Source organism: Pseudomonas tritici (genome assembly GCF_014268275.3).
Taxonomy (GTDB): domain Bacteria; phylum Pseudomonadota; class Gammaproteobacteria; order Pseudomonadales; family Pseudomonadaceae; genus Aquipseudomonas; species Aquipseudomonas tritici.
In genome coordinates, this window is record NZ_CP077084.1 from 5,475,036 (window position 1) to 5,493,853 (window position 18,818).

The 18,818-nt window shown below is 58.9% G+C and carries 13 protein-coding genes; 10 read left to right on the forward strand and 3 right to left on the reverse strand.

Annotation, left to right across the window (positions count from 1 at the left end; translation table 11 throughout):
* Positions 1-20 precede the first annotated feature (20 nt).
* The 10 genes from HU722_RS24975 (at position 21) to HU722_RS25020 (ending at position 14,976) form a co-directional block, all read left to right on the forward strand.
* A complete protein-coding gene (locus tag HU722_RS24975; protein WP_065875683.1) occupies positions 21-1,451 on the forward strand; it encodes a sigma-54-dependent transcriptional regulator in 1,431 nt (476 codons plus the stop codon).
* Positions 1,452-2,159: 708 nt separating this feature from the next.
* Positions 2,160-3,563, forward strand: a complete 1,404-nt coding sequence (locus HU722_RS24980; RefSeq protein ID WP_065891113.1) for a polynucleotide adenylyltransferase PcnB — start codon at positions 2,160-2,162, stop codon at positions 3,561-3,563.
* A gap of 2 nt (positions 3,564-3,565) precedes the next feature.
* Positions 3,566-4,051, forward strand: coding sequence for a 2-amino-4-hydroxy-6-hydroxymethyldihydropteridine diphosphokinase (gene folK, locus HU722_RS24985; protein ID WP_065875681.1), 486 nt, complete (start codon positions 3,566-3,568; stop codon positions 4,049-4,051).
* A 365-nt stretch (positions 4,052-4,416) separates the two neighbouring features.
* Positions 4,417-5,217, forward strand: coding sequence for a 3-methyl-2-oxobutanoate hydroxymethyltransferase (gene panB, locus HU722_RS24990; protein ID WP_049711503.1), 801 nt, complete (start codon positions 4,417-4,419; stop codon positions 5,215-5,217).
* Positions 5,214-6,065: a pantoate--beta-alanine ligase gene (gene panC / locus HU722_RS24995; protein WP_065875679.1), complete on the forward strand. Its 852-nt coding sequence runs from the start codon at positions 5,214-5,216 to the stop codon at positions 6,063-6,065. Before panB ends, panC begins: the two co-directional genes overlap by 4 nt.
* Before the next feature lie 225 nt (positions 6,066-6,290).
* The gene (pgi, locus tag HU722_RS25000; protein WP_065875678.1) at positions 6,291-7,955 is read left to right on the forward strand and encodes a glucose-6-phosphate isomerase; all 1,665 of its coding nucleotides are present in this window, start codon (positions 6,291-6,293) and stop codon (positions 7,953-7,955) included.
* Positions 7,956-8,060: 105 nt separating this feature from the next.
* Positions 8,061-9,998 (forward strand): acetate--CoA ligase, encoded by a 1,938-nt coding sequence (acs, locus tag HU722_RS25005; protein ID WP_065891114.1) that lies wholly within the window; start codon positions 8,061-8,063, stop codon positions 9,996-9,998.
* A gap of 16 nt (positions 9,999-10,014) precedes the next feature.
* On the forward strand, positions 10,015-10,884 hold the full coding sequence (locus HU722_RS25010) for an oxygenase MpaB family protein (protein WP_065891115.1): 870 nt from the start codon (positions 10,015-10,017) through the stop codon (positions 10,882-10,884).
* A gap of 57 nt (positions 10,885-10,941) precedes the next feature.
* A complete protein-coding gene (locus tag HU722_RS25015; RefSeq protein ID WP_065891116.1) occupies positions 10,942-11,958 on the forward strand; it encodes a class I SAM-dependent rRNA methyltransferase in 1,017 nt (338 codons plus the stop codon).
* Between the two features lie 87 nt (positions 11,959-12,045).
* The gene (locus tag HU722_RS25020; protein WP_065875674.1) at positions 12,046-14,976 is read left to right on the forward strand and encodes a DUF748 domain-containing protein; all 2,931 of its coding nucleotides are present in this window, start codon (positions 12,046-12,048) and stop codon (positions 14,974-14,976) included.
* 294 nt (positions 14,977-15,270) lie between these two features.
* On the opposite strand, the gene HU722_RS25025 is transcribed toward HU722_RS25020, so the two are convergent.
* The 3 genes from HU722_RS25025 to rpsO form a co-directional block, all read right to left on the reverse strand.
* Positions 15,271-15,894, reverse strand: a complete 624-nt coding sequence (locus HU722_RS25025; protein WP_049711496.1) for a BON domain-containing protein — start codon at positions 15,892-15,894, stop codon at positions 15,271-15,273.
* 295 nt (positions 15,895-16,189) lie between these two features.
* Complete coding sequence (gene pnp, locus HU722_RS25030) at positions 16,190-18,295, reverse strand: polyribonucleotide nucleotidyltransferase (protein WP_057725022.1); 2,106 nt, start codon at positions 18,293-18,295, stop codon at positions 16,190-16,192.
* A gap of 194 nt (positions 18,296-18,489) precedes the next feature.
* Complete coding sequence (gene rpsO, locus HU722_RS25035; RefSeq protein WP_003176135.1) at positions 18,490-18,759, reverse strand: 30S ribosomal protein S15; 270 nt, start codon at positions 18,757-18,759, stop codon at positions 18,490-18,492.
* Positions 18,760-18,818 lie beyond the last annotated feature (59 nt).

Here is an 18,818-nt window from a genome sequence, read left to right on the forward strand (position 1 = left end):
CCGTCGAGAGAATTGAATCAATGCCGCACATTTTGATCGTCGAAGACGAAACCATTATCCGCTCTGCCTTGCGTCGCCTGCTTGAACGAAATCAGTACCAGGTCAGCGAAGCCGGCTCGGTGCAGGAAGCCCAGGAGCGATTCAGCATTCCCACGTTCGACCTGATTGTCAGTGACCTGCGCCTGCCTGGCGCACCTGGCACCGAGTTGATCAAGCTCGGCCAAGGCACCCCGGTGCTGATCATGACCAGCTACGCCAGCCTGCGTTCGGCGGTGGACTCCATGAAGATGGGCGCGGTGGACTACATCGCCAAGCCGTTCGACCATGACGAAATGCTTCAGGCGGTGGCGCGTATCTTGCGCGACCGTCAGTCGGTCAGCAGCGCGCCTGCCGAACAGCGTCCCGCCGGCAAAGCTGCCGACAAGCCAGGGGTTGATAACAGCAATGGCGAAATCGGCATCATCGGTTCGTGCCCGCCCATGCAGGATCTGTACAGCAAGATCCGCAAAGTCGCGCCGACTGACTCCAATGTATTGATCCAAGGCGAATCAGGCACCGGTAAAGAACTGGTGGCCCGCGCCCTGCACAATCTGTCCAAGCGTGCCAAGGCGCCGATGATTTCGGTGAACTGCGCGGCGATCCCCGAATCCCTGATCGAGTCCGAACTGTTCGGTCACGAGAAAGGCGCGTTCACCGGCGCCAGCGCCGGGCGTGCGGGCCTGGTGGAAGCGGCGGACGGTGGCACCTTGTTCCTCGATGAAATCGGCGAACTGCCATTGGAAGCCCAGGCGCGTTTGCTGCGCGTGCTACAGGAAGGTGAGATTCGCCGTGTTGGTTCGGTGCAATCGCAAAAGGTCGACGTGCGCCTGATTGCGGCCACCCACCGTGACCTGAAAAGCCTGGCCAAGATCGGCCAGTTCCGTGAAGACCTGTATTACCGCCTGCACGTGATCGCCCTCAAGCTGCCGGCCCTGCGTGAACGCGGCGCCGACGTCAACGAGATCGCCAGCGCGTTCCTGCTGCGCCAGAGCGCACGCATCAACCGTACCGACCTGAAGTTTGCGCCGGATGCCGAGCAGGCGATTCGGCATTACTCGTGGCCGGGTAACGTGCGGGAACTGGAAAATGCGGTCGAGCGCGCGGTTATTCTGTCGGAAAGCCCGGAAATTTCCGCTGAGCTGCTGGGCATCGATATCGAGCTGAGCGACTTGGAAGACGACGATTTCATCGGCCTGGCCCCGCAACAGGGCGGCGGTAGCAATACCAGCCATGAGCCGACGGAAGATTTGTCACTGGAAGATTACTTCCAGCATTTTGTCCTCGAGCATCAGGACCATATGACCGAGACCGAGCTGGCACGCAAACTGGGCGTGAGCCGCAAGTGCCTGTGGGAACGCCGCCAGCGCCTGGGCATTCCACGGCGCAAGACCGGTGTGGCCAGCGAGAGTTGAGGGTGCGCCCCCACAGGTAACACCCTCAGATGTGAAAAAACTGTTACCGCGGATATTTCCCGTAACAAAAGCCGGGGCTTACGGTAACGAAGCCCCGGCTTTTTTTGGTCCGTCAAAAGCCCGAAACCACCTCAACCCCCCGGTTTTGCTAGGCGGCGCAAAAGTTGGCACGCACCCTGCTATATGCTTAGTACAAAAACAATAACAAGCTTAGTACAAGACAATAAAAATAAGACGAATCGACTCACGCATAACAAAAACAACACGGCGGAGGCGCAGCTAACTGATTCTTTTGGAGAGGCGTTGCATTTGGGGCTTGCCCCGCAACCAGGCCGAGAACAACAAAAACTGCCCTAAGGCAGAGCCTGAACTGGTTGGATCGTAGATCAGCAACACAGCGACCAAAGCAATCCGTTTGCTCTTGACTCCCGATTGGGAGTGTCATGAAGGTGAAGCTTCATGGCGAGGGCGATCAACAAAAACAAGAAGCCCGCAACCAATAATAAAAATAGAGCACGCAACTACTTCTGGGGGAGCTTCGGCTCCCCTTGTAGTTTCTGCGAATTGGCCTTCCAGCAACCTCTTGAAGCTTTTGGCTTGGGGCTTGCAGCTTGTTCCTACACCATCCCCTGACTAAATGCTAGAATCCCGGCCCATCATGCGGTCATTCTTCGTTATGGCCGAACATTCCTTCAAACAGTGCATCCCATGCTGAAGAAGTTGTTCCAGTCATTCCGTTCTCCCTTGCGTCGTACGCAACACATTCGCAGCACGCCTGAAGTGCTTAACAGCAATCAGCATTCATTGCAGCGCGCTCAATTCAGCCGTTATGCAGTGAACATCGTCGAACGTTTGCAGAACGCCGGCTACCAGGCTTATCTGGTGGGTGGCTGCGTACGTGACATGCTGCTCAATATCACGCCGAAAGACTTCGACGTCGCCACCAGCGCCACGCCTGAGCAAGTGCGTGCCGAATTCCGCAACGCGCGGATCATCGGCCGGCGCTTCAAGCTGGTGCATATCCACTTCGGTCGCGAAATCATCGAAGTGGCGACGTTCCGTGCAGGCCACCCGCAAAACGATGAAGAGGAAGACACCAATCAATCTTCCCGCAACGAAAGCGGGCGCATCTTGCGCGACAACGTCTATGGCACCCTGGAAGAAGACGCGCAGCGCCGCGACTTCACCATCAACGCCTTGTATTACGACCCGGTCAGCGAGCGCATCCTCGATTACGCCAATGGCGTACACGATATTCGCAATAACCTGATCCGCCTGATCGGCGACCCGGTGCAACGCTACCAGGAAGACCCGGTGCGCATGCTGCGGGCCGTGCGTTTCGCCGCCAAGCTGAACTTCGGCATCGAGAAACACACCGCCGCGCCGATTCGCGAACTGGCACCGATGCTGCGGGAGATTCCCTCGGCACGCCTGTTCGAGGAAGTGCTCAAGCTGTTCCTCTCGGGCTACGCCGCCGACACCTTTGAAATGCTGGTGGACCTGCAGTTGTTCGACCCATTGTTCCCGGCCAGCGCCGAGGCTTTGGAACACAACCCGACGTACACCCACACGTTGATCAGCGAAGCGCTGATCAACACCGACCTGCGTATCAAACAGAACAAGCCGGTCACACCGGCGTTCCTGTTTGCCGCCTTGCTGTGGCCAGCCCTGCCAAAACGCGTACTGCGCCTGCAGGACCGTGGCATGCCGCCGATTCCAGCCATACAGGAAGCCGCGCATGAGTTGATCGTCGAGCAGTGCCAACGCATCGCCATCCCCAAACGCTTCACCCTGCCGATCCGCGAGATCTGGGACATGCAGGAGCGCCTGCCACGTCGCAGCGGCAAACGCGCCGATCTGTTGCTGGATAACCCGCGCTTCCGCGCCGGCTACGACTTCCTGCTGCTGCGCGAAAGCGCCGGCGAGCAGACCGACGGCCTGGGCGAATGGTGGACCGACTACCAGGACGCCAATGACAGCGAGCGCCGCGACATGATTCGTGACCTCGGCAGCAAAGGCGATGGCGAAGGCGCTGGCCCTAAGAAGCGTCGCCGCAGCAGTACCAAACGCAAGCGCAGTTCGGCTGACGCCTCGGGCGCTGCGGGCGAATAAACGTGGAACGTATCTACATCGGCATGGGCAGCAATCTGGCTGCCCCGGATCAGCAATTGCGCAGCGCTATCGAAGCGCTGGCACAATTGCCAGGCACCACCGTTGCTGGCGTCTCCGCCTTTTATCAAAGTGACTCCCTGCTCCCAGGCCAACCGCGCTACACCAATGCCGTTGCTGCCTTGGACAGCAGCCTTGCGCCCCTCGAACTGCTGGATGCGCTGCAAGCCATCGAGAACGATCAAGGCCGCGAACGCCGTGAGCGTTGGGGCCCGCGCACGCTCGACCTGGACATCCTGCTGTTTGGCGATCGCCTGATCGACGAGCCGCGCCTCAAGGTGCCGCACTATCAAATGCACCTGCGGGCGTTTGTGCTGTATCCACTGGCCGAACTCGCGCCCGCCGAATTGCAGTTACCCAACGGCCAGACGCTCAGCGACTTGCTGGCAGCCTGCCCGTTTGTCGGCCTGGAACGCCTGCCCCAAGACTGACGCGGTCAATGTGGGAGCTGGCTTGCCTGCGATAGCATCACCTCGGTTTCACTGAAAGAACGAGGCGTCTGCATCGCAGGCAAGCCAGCTCCCACATTTTGATCTCATGTAGCTTGAAAACGTCTCTCCACTTGCTGAATCGCGTCAGTAACAGCGGTAACACAGCCATCGTAACAATGCGGTAACACATCCAATTGACTTCCCGTGCCCTCCTCACGACTATAGGCGTCCCGCTGCCGCCAACCCGGCGCTAAAGGGCGCAATCCAGGCCTTATAAGCACTGCTCTCAAGACAGTGCGCCTGAATAAACGAAGACTCACGCGCGTTACTCGCTGTTTCCAAGCGCCTGAACGAGGACCCTTTTCATGCCAGACATTACCCTGACCACCTTGCAGAGCCTCAAGCTCAAGGGTGAAAAAATCACCATGCTGACCTGCTATGACGCCACATTCGCCCACGCCAGCTGCCAGGCCGGGGTTGAAGTGTTGCTGGTGGGCGACTCCCTGGGCATGGTTCTTCAAGGGAATGACAGCACCCTACCCGTCACCACCGATGAATTGGCGTACCACACGGCCAGCGTCAAGCGCGGCAACGACGGCGCGTTTATCATCGCCGACCTGCCGTTCATGGGTTACGCGACGCTCGAACAGACTTTCCAGAATGCCGGCAAGTTGATGCAAGCCGGTGCGCACATGATCAAAGTTGAAGGTGCGGTGTGGCTTGCCGAATCGATCCGCCTACTGGCAGAGCGTGGTGTGCCGGTGTGCGCACACATGGGCCTGACCCCACAGTCGGTGAACCTCCTCGGCGGCTACAAGGTACAGGGCCGCAATGAGGCGCAGGCACGGCAGATGCGTGCCGATGCAATCGCCCTGGAACAAGCAGGCGCGGCAATGATCCTGCTCGAGTGCGTGCCGAGCGAACTGGCCGCCGAAATCACCCAGGCCGTCAAAGTGCCAGTCATCGGTATCGGCGCGGGTTCCGCAACCGATGGCCAGGTGCTGGTGTTACACGACATGCTCGGCCTGTCGATCACCGGCCGCGTGCCGAAATTCGTTAAGAATTTCATGATTGGCCAGGCCAGTATCCACGACGCGTTGAGCGCCTATGTTGCTGAAGTCAAAGGCGTGACGTTCCCTGGCGCCGAACACGGATTCTCTGCATGAACACCGTAAAAACCGTACGCGAATTGCGTGCTGCCGTGACTCACGCACGCAGCGCCGGCAAGCGCATAGGCTTCGTGCCGACCATGGGCAACTTGCACAGCGGTCACGCCACCCTGGTGACCAAGGCAGCCCAGCAGGCGGACTTCGTGGTCGCCAGCATCTTCGTCAACCCGCTGCAATTCGGCGCCGGTGAAGACCTGGACAAATACCCGCGCACCTTGGCTGCCGACCAGGAAAAGCTGCTGCAAGCCGGTTGCAATCTATTGTTCGCACCTACTGTCGAAGAAATGTACCCCGGCGGCATGACCGGCCAAACTCGCGTCAGCGTGCCGCAACTGTCCGAAGGCCTGTGCGGCGCCAGCCGCCCGGGGCATTTCGAAGGTGTAGCGACGGTGGTCAGCAAACTGTTCAACATGGTCCAGCCGGATATGGCCGTATTTGGCCAGAAGGATTACCAGCAACTGGCCGTAATCCGCGCCATGGTCCATGACCTGAACATGCCGATCCAGATCATCGGCGAACCCACCGTGCGCGCCGACGACGGCCTTGCGCTGTCGTCACGCAATGGCTACCTCACCGACGAGCAACGCGCTATTGCGCCGGTGCTGTATCGCTGCCTCAGCCAGATCGCTGCTGCGATCAAAGCCGGTGACCACGACTTCGCGACGTTGCGCGCCGAACAGGTCCAGCACATCGAAACCGCCGGGTTGCGCCTGGACTACCTCGAAGTACGCCAAGGTGTGCATCTGCGCCCGGCCACTGCCGAGGATCGGGATATCGTCATTCTGGTGGCCGCCTACCTGGGCGCCACTCGCCTCATCGACAACCTGCATCTGACCCTCGACTGACCCCTTGCAGTTGCCCTTCTCCCTGCGTCAATAAAAAGTGCCGGTGCAAAAAAGTACCGGCATAAGCGCAGACAAAGCCAAGACATATCGACACGCTAGGTTTAATGTAACCGACCTGCGCTATGGTTAGCGCTGTCCCGAACCCATTCCTTGATGAAAGACTGGACGTTCCGGGCTCAGAAGTGTCCTAAAGGCAGTCCCCGTAATAAAAGGAAACCCGCAGCGATGGCGTACTACCGCACTCCTCATGACGTTACCGCTCTGCCCGCCTGGCAAGCGCTCAATCAACACCGCCAAGCCATGCAGGATTTCAGCATGCGCGAAGCGTTCAATGCCGATCCTCAGCGTTTTTCCCAGTTCACCTTGAGCAGCTGCGGACTTTTCCTCGATTACTCGAAAAACCTGATCACCAGCGAAACCCGCGACCTGCTGGTGTCCCTGGCGAAGGAAGTGAATCTCAAAGGCGCGATCGATGCGCTGTACGCGGGCGAGCCAGTCAATTCCTCCGAAGGCCGCCCTGCCCTGCACACCGCCCTGCGCCGCCCAGTGGGTGACAAGCTGTCGGTCAACGGCGTGAACATCATGCCGGACGTGCACAAGGTGCTGAACCAGATCACTGACCTGGTCGGCCGCATCCACGACGGTTTGTGGCGTGGCTACACCGAGAAGCCGATCACCGACGTCGTGAACATCGGTATCGGTGGCTCGTTCCTCGGCCCGGAGCTGGTTTCCGAGGCGCTGTTGTCTTATGCCCATAAAGGCGTGCGCTGCCATTACCTGGCAAACATCGACGGCAGCGAGTTCCATGAGCTGACCATGAAGCTGCGCGCCGAGACCACCCTGTTTATCGTCTCGTCGAAATCCTTCAACACCCTGGAAACCCTGAAAAACGCCCAGGCCGCCCGCGCCTGGTACCTGGCCCAGGGTGGCTCGGAAGCCGAGCTGTATCGCCACTTCATCGCCGTGTCGAGCAACAATGCGGCTGCCGTGGCTTTCGGCATCCGCGAAGAAAATATCTTCCCGATGTGGGACTGGGTCGGCGGCCGTTACTCGCTGTGGTCGGCCATCGGTTTGCCCATTGCCCTGGCCATCGGCATGTCCAACTTCAAGGAACTGCTGTCCGGTGCCTACACCATGGACCAGCATTTCCAGAACGCGCCATTCGAAGCCAACATGCCGGTGCTGCTGGGCTTGCTGGGCGTGTGGTACGGCAACTTCTGGGGTGCGCAGAGCCATGCGATCCTGCCGTACGACCACTACCTGCGTAACATCACCAAGCACTTGCAACAGTTGGACATGGAATCCAACGGCAAGAGCGTGCGCCAGGACGGTACACCCGTGTCCACCGATACCGGCCCGGTGATCTGGGGCGGCGTGGGCTGCAACGGTCAGCATGCTTACCACCAGTTGCTGCACCAGGGGACCCAACTGATCCCGGCCGACTTCATCGTGCCGATCGTCAGCTTTAACCCGGTGTCCGACCACCATCAATGGCTGTACGCCAACTGCTTGTCCCAGAGCCAGGCGCTGATGCTTGGCAAGACCCGCAGCGAAGCCGAAGCCGAGTTGCGCGACAAGGGCATCTCGGAAGAAGAAGTGCAGAAGCTTGCCCCGCACAAGGTGATCCCGGGCAACCGTCCGAGCAACACCCTTGTGGTCGAGCGTATCAGCCCGCGCCGCTTGGGCGCGCTGGTTGCCATGTATGAGCACAAAGTGTTCGTGCAGAGCGTGATCTGGGGTATCAACGCCTTCGACCAATGGGGTGTGGAACTTGGCAAAGAGCTGGGCAAGGGCGTCTACAACCGCCTGACCGGTGCCGAGGAAACCCTGGCTGACGATGCGTCGACCCAGGGCCTGATCAACTACTTCCGTGGTCGTCACCGCGGCTGATTCAGGTATTGCAGGGCCAACGTCCGTTTGGAGGTTGGCCTTGAACCCTCCTCCTGCTGGGTGCATCTTTATGACTTGTGGCTAAAACAAGAATAAGGATCGCTCATGTTCGATATCAGCACGTTCCCCACCGCCGATGACGTCCGCCGGGCTGCGCAACTCAGTCAAGAGGACTATCAGCGCCTCTATCGCCAATCCATCGATCAACCGGACACGTTCTGGGCTGAACAGGCCAAAGGCTTTCTCGACTGGATAACCCCTTGGCACACCGTTCAACGCTCAGACATCAAGACCGGTGCTGCGCAATGGTTTGCCGGCGGCCAGTTGAACGTCAGCTACAACTGCATCGACCGCCACCTGGCGCAACGCGCCGATCAGCCGGCCTTCATCTGGGAAGGCGATGATCCGACAAAATCTTCCAAAATCACGTACCGCCAACTGCACCAGAACGTCAGCCGCCTGGCCAATGTGCTGAGAAGCCGCGGCGTGAAGAAAGGCGACCGGGTGTGCATCTACATGCCGATGATCCCGGAAGCAGCCTACGCCATGCTCGCCTGCACGCGGATTGGCGCGGTGCATTCCGTGGTGTTTGGTGGTTTCTCGCCGGACGCCCTGCGCGACCGTATTCTCGACGCAGACTGCCGCACCGTGATCACCGCTGACGAAGGCGTGCGCGGCGGTAAGCCAGTGGCGCTAAAACAGAATGTCGACAAAGCCCTGGCCAACTGCCCGAACGTCAGTACGGTGCTGGTGGTGGAACGCACGGGTGCGACCGTTAACTGGACCGAAGGCCGCGACCTCAAGTATCAACAGGCTCTGGATGCCGCAAGCGGCGACTGCCCGCCCGAGCCGATGGACGCCGAAGACCCGCTGTTCATCCTTTACACCTCCGGCAGCACCGGTAAACCCAAGGGCGTTCTGCACACCACGGGCGGTTACCTGCTGCAAGCGGCGATGACCTTCAAATACGTGCTCGACTACCGCGATGGCGAGGTGTTCTGGTGCACCGCCGATGTGGGCTGGGTCACCGGCCACAGTTACATCGTGTACGGCCCGCTGGCCAATGGCGCGACCTCGCTGATGTTCGAAGGCGTGCCAAGCTACCCGGACAGCTCGCGCTTCTGGCAGGTGATCGACAAGCACAAGGTCAACATCTTCTACACCGCGCCCACTGCCTTGCGCGCGCTGATGCGCGAAGGCCACGGCCCGCTGGAAAACACGTCCCGCGCCAGCCTGCGCTTACTGGGCAGCGTCGGCGAACCGATCAACCCGGAAGCCTGGGACTGGTACTTCAACGCGGTGGGCGAACAGCGCTGCCCGATTGTGGATACCTGGTGGCAGACCGAAACCGGCGGCATCATGCTCAGCCCCTTGGTCAGCGCCCAGCGGATCAAACCCGGTTGTGCGACCCAGCCGATGTTCGGTGTACAACCCGTATTGCTTGACGAGCACGGCAAGGAATTCAGCGGCGCCGGCAGCGGTGTGCTGGCGATCAAAGCCAGCTGGCCCGGGCAGATCCGCAGTGTTTACGGCGATCCGCAGCGCATGATCGACACCTATTTCAAACCCTACCCCGGTTATTACTTCACCGGCGACGGCGCGCGGCGCGATGAAGACGGCGATTACTGGATCACCGGGCGTATCGATGACGTGATCAACGTGTCTGGCCACCGCATCGGCACCGCCGAGGTGGAGAGCGCGCTGGTCCTGCATGACCTGGTGGCCGAAGCCGCCGTGGTGGGTTACCCCCACGACGTCAAAGGCCAGGGCATTTATGCGTTTGTCACGCCCATGAACGGCGTGGAACCCGACGATGCGCTGAAAAAGCACCTGCTGGATTTGGTCAGCAAGGAAATCGGCAGCTTTGCCAAGCCCGAACTGATCCAATGGGCACCGGCCTTGCCGAAAACCCGTTCCGGCAAGATCATGCGCAGGATTTTGCGCAAGATCGCCTGCAACGAACTCGACAGCCTCGGTGATACCTCGACCCTGGCCGACCCGAGCGTCGTAGAGGGTTTGATCGACAAACGCCTGAACCGATAGGAAGCCCCGAGTCGCCATGGAATTTATCCGCAGCCGTATCGAAAACCAGCTGATGAGCCTGACCGGCTTGTCGCTGGGCCAGTTGGACCTGGAAAACCCCAAGGGCGACCCCGGTCTGTTCGGGCCCGACTCGGTGAGTTGGCACGTACATGGCGATTTCAGCAGCATGCTTATCGGCGGCATCAGTGCCTTGATGCTGCAAGCTTTGCACCCACTGGCCCTGGCGGGCGTGTGGGACCATTCTAATTTTCGCCAGGACATGCTCGGGCGGTTGCGGCGTACCTCGCAGTTCATCTCGGGCACCACCTTTGGCTCGCGAAGAGATGCCGAATGGCTGATCGAGAAAGTCCGCACCATTCACCTGCAGGTGGTCGGCCATGCGCCGGACGGGCGACCTTATGCGGCCAGCGACCCGGAGCTGCTGACTTGGGTGCATGTCGCGGAGGTCAGTAACTTCTTGGCCGCCCACCTTCGCTACCGCAACCCGCACCTTTCAGGTCGAGACCAGGACCGTTACTACAGTGAAATTGCCTTGGTGGCCGAGCGTCTGGGCGCGCAGGATGTTCCGCATTCCCGGCAGGAAGTGTCGGATTATCTGGCACGCATCCGTCCGCAGTTGCTGTGCGATGACCGCAGCCGGGAAGTGTTGCGCCTGCTGCTGAATGCGCCCTCCCCCAGTACGCTTGCCAAGCCCTTTGGCGCCTTGATGATGCGGGCCGGGATCGACCTGCTGCCAGACTGGGCCAGCGCCATGCTCGGTCAGCACCAGAGTCCGCTGCAACGCCAGATGATCCGTGCCGGGGTCAAACGCAGTGCGCCGATGCTGCGTTGGGCGATGCGCAATGGTTCGGTGCAACGGGCCCATCGGCGGATGGGGTTGATGTAGGCGACGGCGCATAACTGTTAAACTTCGCGCCCTCATTTCCCCAGCAAGGCGCGCTCCATGTCTTCCTTGAATCAGGCGCTGCGCGCCGCCCTCGATCATCGCCAAGACCTGATCAGCGAACTGCACGCCCAAGACACCGACTGCTACCGGCTGTTCCACGGCAGCCAGGAAGGCGCCGGCGGCCTGACCATCGACCGCTACGGCCCTCAGCTGCTGGTGCAGAGCTTTCACCAATCCCTGGAAACGGCAGACCTGCTGGACCTGCATCAACAGATCAACCAGTACTTGGCCCTGGAATTGCTACTGGTCTACAACGACCGCTCCCGTGGCAATTCGCGCATTGACCGCGAAGACACGGTGTATCGTGCCGAACCTGCTGCACTGGAAGACCTGGTGGGTCACGAGTGGGGGCTCAATTACCGCGTACGCGGGCGGCATGCCGGGCAGGATCCGCTGCTGTTCCTCGACCTGCGCAACACCCGGGGCTGGGTCAAGGAACACAGTGCCGGTAAAAGCGTGCTGAACCTGTTCGCCTACACCTGCGGCGTCGGCCTGAGCGCGGCCGCCGGTGGTGCCCGCGAGGTGTGTAACCTGGACTTCGCCGAGGGCAACCTCGCAGTCGGGCGCGAAAATGGCCTGCTGAACCCACAATTGCCGACCATGCAATTCGTGCAATCCGACTACTTCCCGGCGATCCGCCAACTGGCGGGCCTGCCGATCACCCAGCGTCGCGGGCAGAAACTGCCGAGCTATCCGCGCCTGGAGCAACGTCAATACGACTTGGTATTGCTGGACCCTCCCGCCTGGGCCAAGAGCGCGTTCGGCACCGTCGACCTGCTGCGCGACTATCAAAGCCTGCTCAAACCCGCGTTGCTTGCCACCGCTGACAACGGCGTGCTGATCTGCTGCAACAACCTGGCAAAGGTCAGCATGGAGGATTGGCGCGAACAGGTGCTGCGTTGTGCGGAAAAGGCCGGGCGCCCGGTGCGTGACTGGACAATCATGACGCCCGGTGCGGACTTTCCCTCACAGGATCAACAGCCACCGCTGAAAACCCTGATACTCCAACTGTAAGACGTTTCCCAAAGGCCCTGCGCTTCGGAACCGAAAACCCGTGCCATACTCCAAGGCACTCTTGTTTGATATAGATGGCGCCGCCCCATGCCCAAAGGATTGATTCGCGCCGCTGGCGCTTTGTTGACCGCCCTTGCCCTTTACAGCTTGCTGGGCTTTTTGATTCTCCCCGGTATCGCGCTTCGCATTGCCAACCAGCAACTGGCCAATTACGCCACGGTGCCAGCACGGCTCGAGCGAATAGAGCTCAACCCGTTCAGCCTGGAAGTGACGGCATGGGGGCTCAAAATAGGCGAGCCTGGCAAAGAACAAGTGGGTTTCGAACGCCTCTACGCCAACCTGCAAATCGACAGTCTATGGACCCGAGCCCTGCACCTGGCTGATGTGCAATTGGACAAGCCCAAGACCGAGTTGCTGTTCGACAAGTCCGGCAAGTTGAATCTGGCGCAGTTGTTCAAGCTGCCCGCCAGCGAGCCCGCCCCGGCCGATCCGGATGCCAAGCCTTTCCCGCTGCGTGTCGACGGCATCAAATTGTCGGGCGGCTATGTGCACTTTCAAGACTTGCGCCCCAGCGAACCTATCGAATTTCTATACGACTCACTCGACTTCGAGCTAAAAAACCTCAGCACCCTGCCGGAAGACAATGCCGACATGACGCTGGTCGCGGCGGGGCCTGACGGTGGGAGAATCGATTGGAAAGGTAATTTCAGCCTGGTGCCGATTACCTCCGAAGGTACGCTGAAGGTCACCGATGGCAAGATGAAAGCCTGGTGGCCCTATGTACGTGATGCGTTGCCCCTGGTGCTGGAAGACGGTGTGCTCAACTTCAGCACCGAATACACGTTCAGCCTGGCCAAAGAGACTGAACTGAACCTGACCAACACCGCCGCCAGCATCGCGCCATTTGCCATCAAGGCACCGGACGGCCGCCCGTTGGTGCGCCTGGAGCGCTTGGACGTCAGCGAGACCACGGTGGACCTGGCCAAGCAGCAGGTAATCGTCGGTAAGATCCGCAGCAACAAGCTGGAAACCTGGGCGGCCCTTGAGGCCGATGGGCAACTGGACTGGCAGAAACTGTTCGCCAGCCAACCCAGTAAACCCGCCAAGGCGCCGGAGCCTGCCAGCGCTCCGGCCACTGCCGACTCGCCAAAAGCCGAACCTGCGGCGCCGAGCAAACCGTGGCAGGTGCTGCTCAAGGATGTGCAACTACGCAACTATCAAGTGCACCTGGCCGACCGTCAGGCCAAACCGGCGGTAGCGCTGGAACTGGGGCCGTTGAACGTCGATGTGCAGAACTTCGATAGCCTCAACCAGAACCCGTTCACCTTGAAGCTCGACACGGGGCTGGGCAAGCAAGGCAAAATCCAGGCGACCGGCGAGGTCAACCTCAACCCAGTCAGCGCCAAGCTGAAGGTCAATACCCAGGACATCGACCTGCGGGTCGCCCAGTCCTACATCAGTCCGTTCATCCGCCTGGAACTGCGTAGCGGCATGCTCGGCAGCAATCTCGATGTGAACCTGAAAGGCACCGCCCCTCTGAAGTTGCAGGTCACCGGTCGGGCGCAGGTCGACCAACTGCACACCCTGGACACTCTTAAAACGCGCGATTTCCTCAAATGGCAGCGCCTGGTACTCGAAGGCGTGAACTATCAGCACGGCGACAGCCTGTCGATCGACAAGGTCAACCTGCTGCAACCGTATGCGCGCTTCATGATCAATGATGACCGCACCACCAACATCGACGACCTGCTGATTCCACAGCCGGCCGACAGTGGTGCCAAGTCGGCAGCCAAACCGGCCAGCAAAGATAAGCCCCTTGGCATTCGTATCGGCCAGATTGCGATCAACGACGGCTCCGCCAACTTTGCCGACTTCAGCCTCACACCTAACTTCGCCACGGCGATTCAACAACTCAACGGACAAATCGGCACTATCGACAGCCGACAGGCCAAACCGGCCAGCGTCGACATCAAGGGTAAGGTGGACCGCTACGCGCCCGTTACCATCAAAGGCAGCGTGAATCCGTTTGATCCAATGGCAGCGCTGGACATCGCCACCAGCTTCAAGCGCGTCGAACTGACTAACCTGACGCCCTACTCCGGCAAGTTCGCCGGCTTCCGTATCCGCAAGGGCCGACTCAACCTTGACCTGCACTACGTGATCACCAAGGGCCAATTGAAGGCCGAAAACAAAGTGGTGGTCGAGCAATTGCAACTGGGCGAGAAGGTCGACAGCACTGATGCGGTGGACTTGCCGATTCGCCTGGCGATTGCGCTACTCAAGGACAGTGACGGCAAAATCACCATTGAGTTGCCGGTGACGGGCGATTTGAACAATCCACAATTCAGCGTAATGCCGATCGTTTGGCAAACCCTGCGCAATCTCGTGGTCCGCGCGGCGACGGCGCCCTTCAAGTTTATCGGTGGGCTGGTGACCGGTGGGGGCTCGGAAGACCTCGGTAATGTCTCGTTCGGCCCGGGTTCCAGCGAGCTGAACAAAGACGCCGAAGGCGCCTTGAACACGCTGGCCAAGGCGCTTAAAGAGCGACCTGCCCTGCGCTTGGAAATCGAAGGCACGGCCGCTGCCAGCAGCGACGGGCCGCTCCTCGCCGCGCAGCGCCTGGAACGCGAATACCAATACAACTACTACAAGATGCTGCAACGCCGCGGTGACAAGGTTCCGGCCCAGGCGTCCTTGCTGGAAGTACCGGAAAGTGAAAAAGCACCGTTGCTGGAAGGCATCTACCGCACCCGTCTGAAACAGCAGCCGCCGGCGGAGTGGAAAGACCTCAGCCGCGATGAACGTACCGCCAAGCTGAAGGACGGCGTGATCAAATTCTGGAGTGGCAGTGATGTGTTGCTGCGCCAGTTGGGCCAAGACCGCGCAAGCACTATCAAGGATTACCTGGTAGACAAAGGACAGTTGGAAGATGACCGGGTGTACTTCATCGATGCCAACCTGGGGCAGGCCGAGAAGGATGGTCGAGTGGTGACACCGATGCATCTGGATGCTGAGTAACCGGGCAGCCATACACATCTGAAAGTGAAAGCGGGCTTGCTCGCGAATACGGTGTATCAGCAGCTTATAAGTTGACTGACACTCCGTATTCGCGAGCAAGCCCGCTCCCACATTTGTTCTTCATAAGCCTACAGAATGTATTCCGAGCCAGAATAGAACAGGCCCCGACACAAGTGCCGGGGCCTGTAATGACCACATCCGTGTGGTCGGTCGCATGAACTTGTGAAGGTGCGTTGAGTGTATATCTAGCTCACTCGTCGCCGCCGGCGCCTAGTTCAGGCGAATTCTGGAGCGTTACTCTGCTTTCAGGCCATCAGCCGATACAGCTTTAACGCCTTTGATTTTCTTGGTGATCGCTACAGCTGTGTCTTTCTGCGCTTCAGTCACAGCAGTAGTCGACGACAGCGAGACCACACCTTGGTTGGTTTCGACTTTGATGTCGGTACCAGGAATGCCTTTCTCGGTGACCAGATCAGCTTTCACTTTGGTGGTGATCCAAGTATCGGAGGTCGCACCTTTAGCATCAGCAGCGGCGACCTTGGTTTTGTCGACGTTGTCAGCTTTGTATGCGCCACCTGCGTGCAGGCTGTCAGCAGAAACAGCTTTCACACCTTTGATTTTCTTGGTGATGGCGACTGCGGTCGCTTTTTGCGAGGCAGAGATCTTCACGTCGGAGGACAGGGTAACCACGCCGTTGTTGGTTTCAACTTTGATGTCCGAACCAGGAATACCTTTTTCTGTCAGCAGGTCGGCTTTCACTTTGGTGGTGATCCAAGTGTCCGAAGTAGCTTCCTTGGCCTGGGTCACTTCACCGGCCGCCAGAGTCATAGGGGCCTGGGAAGGTTGGGCGAAGGCAGCGTTAGCCATGGCCAGGGTCAGAGCGGTAGCAGTTGCGGTAGCGAGAGCGAACTTCTTCATACGAGTAACTCCTGTTTTATTAAAAGACTGCAGTGTGTGAACCTTGATGCTGCAGCGCTAACAGGGTTATTGCAGGCACTGTGCCAACTCTCCGCATCAAATTAAACCCTTATAAATCAATAGCTTAATAAAATTACTAATTTTCGGAATCGTGCAACTTGCATGAACATGAGCTTGCCTGCATGCAAGTTGCGGGTTTTAGATATAACTAAGCGACTGATTTTTAGACATTTTCTTATAGGCATAAAAAAAGGACTCCGAGGAGTCCCTTTTTCAGCGTACAGCTTTGGGGTAATTAAACGCCCGAAGCCTTGGCTGCTGCTACGTCCTTGATGGAGAGCTTGATACGGCCGCGGTTGTCCACGTCCAGTACCAGTACTTCCACTTCCTGGCCTTCTTTCAGAATGTCGGTCACTTTCTCAACGCGGGCGTCGCTCAGCATGGAGATGTGAACCAGACCGTCTTTGCCCGGCAGGATGTTAACGAATGCGCCGAAGTCGACGATGCGCTCAACCTTACCGACGTAGATCTTGCCGATCTCGGCTTCCGCAGTGATGCCCAGAACGCGCTGACGCGCCGCTTCTGCAGCTTCCTTGGTTTCGCCGAAGATCTTGATCGAGCCGTCGTCTTCGATGTCGATCGAAGCCTTGGTCTCTTCGCAGATCGCACGAATGGTCGCGCCACCTTTACCGATAACATCACGGATTTTGTCGGTGTCGATTTTCATCGCGATCATGGTCGGAGCATTTTCCGACAGTTCGGTACGGGACTGACCAATGATCTGGTTCATCTGGCCGAGGATGTTCAGGCGCGCTTCCAGGGCTTGGCCCAGAGCGATTTCCATGATCTCTTCGGTGATGCCTTTGATCTTGATGTCCATCTGCAGCGCGGTAACACCTTTGGCGGTACCGGCCACTTTGAAGTCCATGTCGCCCAGGTGGTCTTCGTCACCCAGGATGTCGGTCAGGATGGCGAACTTCTCGCCTTCTTTAACCAGGCCCATGGCGATACCGGCAACCGGTGCCTTCATCGGCACACCAGCGTCCATCAGCGCCAGGGAAGCACCGCAGACCGAAGCCATGGAGCTGGAACCGTTGGACTCAGTAATTTCCGACACAACGCGGATGGTATACGGGAACACGTCAGCAGCAGGCAGCATGGCGGCGATCGAACGACGAGCCAGACGGCCGTGACCGATTTCGCGACGACCAGCGCCACCCATGCGACCACACTCGCCCACCGAAAACGGAGGGAAGTTGTAGTGCAGCATGAACGGGTCTTTTTTCTCGCCTTCCAGGGTGTCCAGCAGCTGCGCGTCACGGGCAGTACCCAGGGTCGCAACGACCAGAGCCTGAGTTTCACCACGGGTGAACAGGGCCGAACCGTGAGTCTTAGGCAGAACGCCGACTTCGATGTTCAGCGGACGTACAGTGCGGGTGTCGCGACCGTCGATACGTGGCTTGCCGTTAACGATGTTTTCGCGAACGGTGCGGTATTCGATTTCACCGAAGGCAGCTTTGACTTCGCTGGAAGAAGGCTGGCCTTCTTCACCGGACAGCTTGGCAACAACCTGATCCTTCAACTCACCCAGGCGAGCGTAACGGTCGGCCTTGACGGTGATGGCGTATGCCTGGGAGATCGCGTCGCCGAACTCGGCACGGATAGCGCCCAACAATGCGGTAGCTTCAGGCTGTGGAGCCCAAGCCCAGGTTGGTTTGGCAGCTTCGGCAGCCAATTCTTTAACAGCGTTGATCACAACCTGGAACTCGTCGTGAGCAAACAGCACGGCGCCCAGCATCTGGTCTTCGGTCAGCTCTTTGGCTTCCGATTCAACCATCAACACGGCTTCCGAGGTACCGGCTACGACCATGTCCAGGCTCGAAGCTTTCTGTTGCTCGTAAGTCGGGTTCAGCAGGTAACCGGTGCTTTCGTGGAAGGCAACGCGGGCAGCGCCGATCGGGCCATCGAAAGGAATACCCGAAATAGCCAGGGCAGCCGAGGTACCGATCATCGCAGCGATGTCCGGATCGGTCTTCTTGCTGGTGGAAACGACGGTGCAGACAACCTGCACTTCGTTCATGAAGCCTTCTGGGAACAGCGGACGGATCGGACGGTCGATCAGTCGGGAAGTCAGGGTTTCTTTCTCGGAAGGACGGCCTTCACGCTTGAAGAAACCGCCAGGGATCTTACCGGCAGCGTAAGTCTTTTCCTGGTAGTGAACGGAAAGAGGGAAGAAGCCTTTGCTCGGGTCAGCGGTCTTGGCGCCAACAACGGTCACCAGAACGGTAACGTCGTCGTCAACGGTAACCAGCACTGCGCCGGAGGCTTGACGGGCGATACGGCCTGTCTCGAGGGTAACGGTCGACTGACCGAACTGGAATTTTTTGATAACCGGGTTCACGGTGTCCTACCTTCTTTGTGGCTCTTGGGGAACTTGTCTTCTTGCGAAATTCTTGGGCAATGTCGGGAATCGGCCCGACCCTCGTCCAGGGTAAAACGTGTATCCAGATAAAACTTGAGGCTGGGAGCCTGCCATGGGCCAGCGGGAATCCCACTGACACACGGCAGACAACCAACCTCTAGCGCAATCGCTTATTAGCGACGCAGACCCAGGCGACCGATCAGAGCCTGATAGCGACCCAGATCCTTGCCTTTCAGGTAGTCCAGCAGCTTACGGCGCTGGTTTACCATGCGGATCAGACCACGACGGGAGTGGTGGTCTTTACCGTTGGCCTTGAAGTGACCTTGCAGCTTGTTGATGTTGTGGGTCAGCAGTGCAACTTGCACTTCTGGCGAACCAGTGTCACCAACAGCTTGCTGATAGTCAGCTACGATTTGTGCTTTTTCTTGAACGTCGAGAGCCATGAGGCAATCCTTTTTTCAGGAAACCACCCAAAGGGCAGTTTCAACAGGCCAGGGACAAA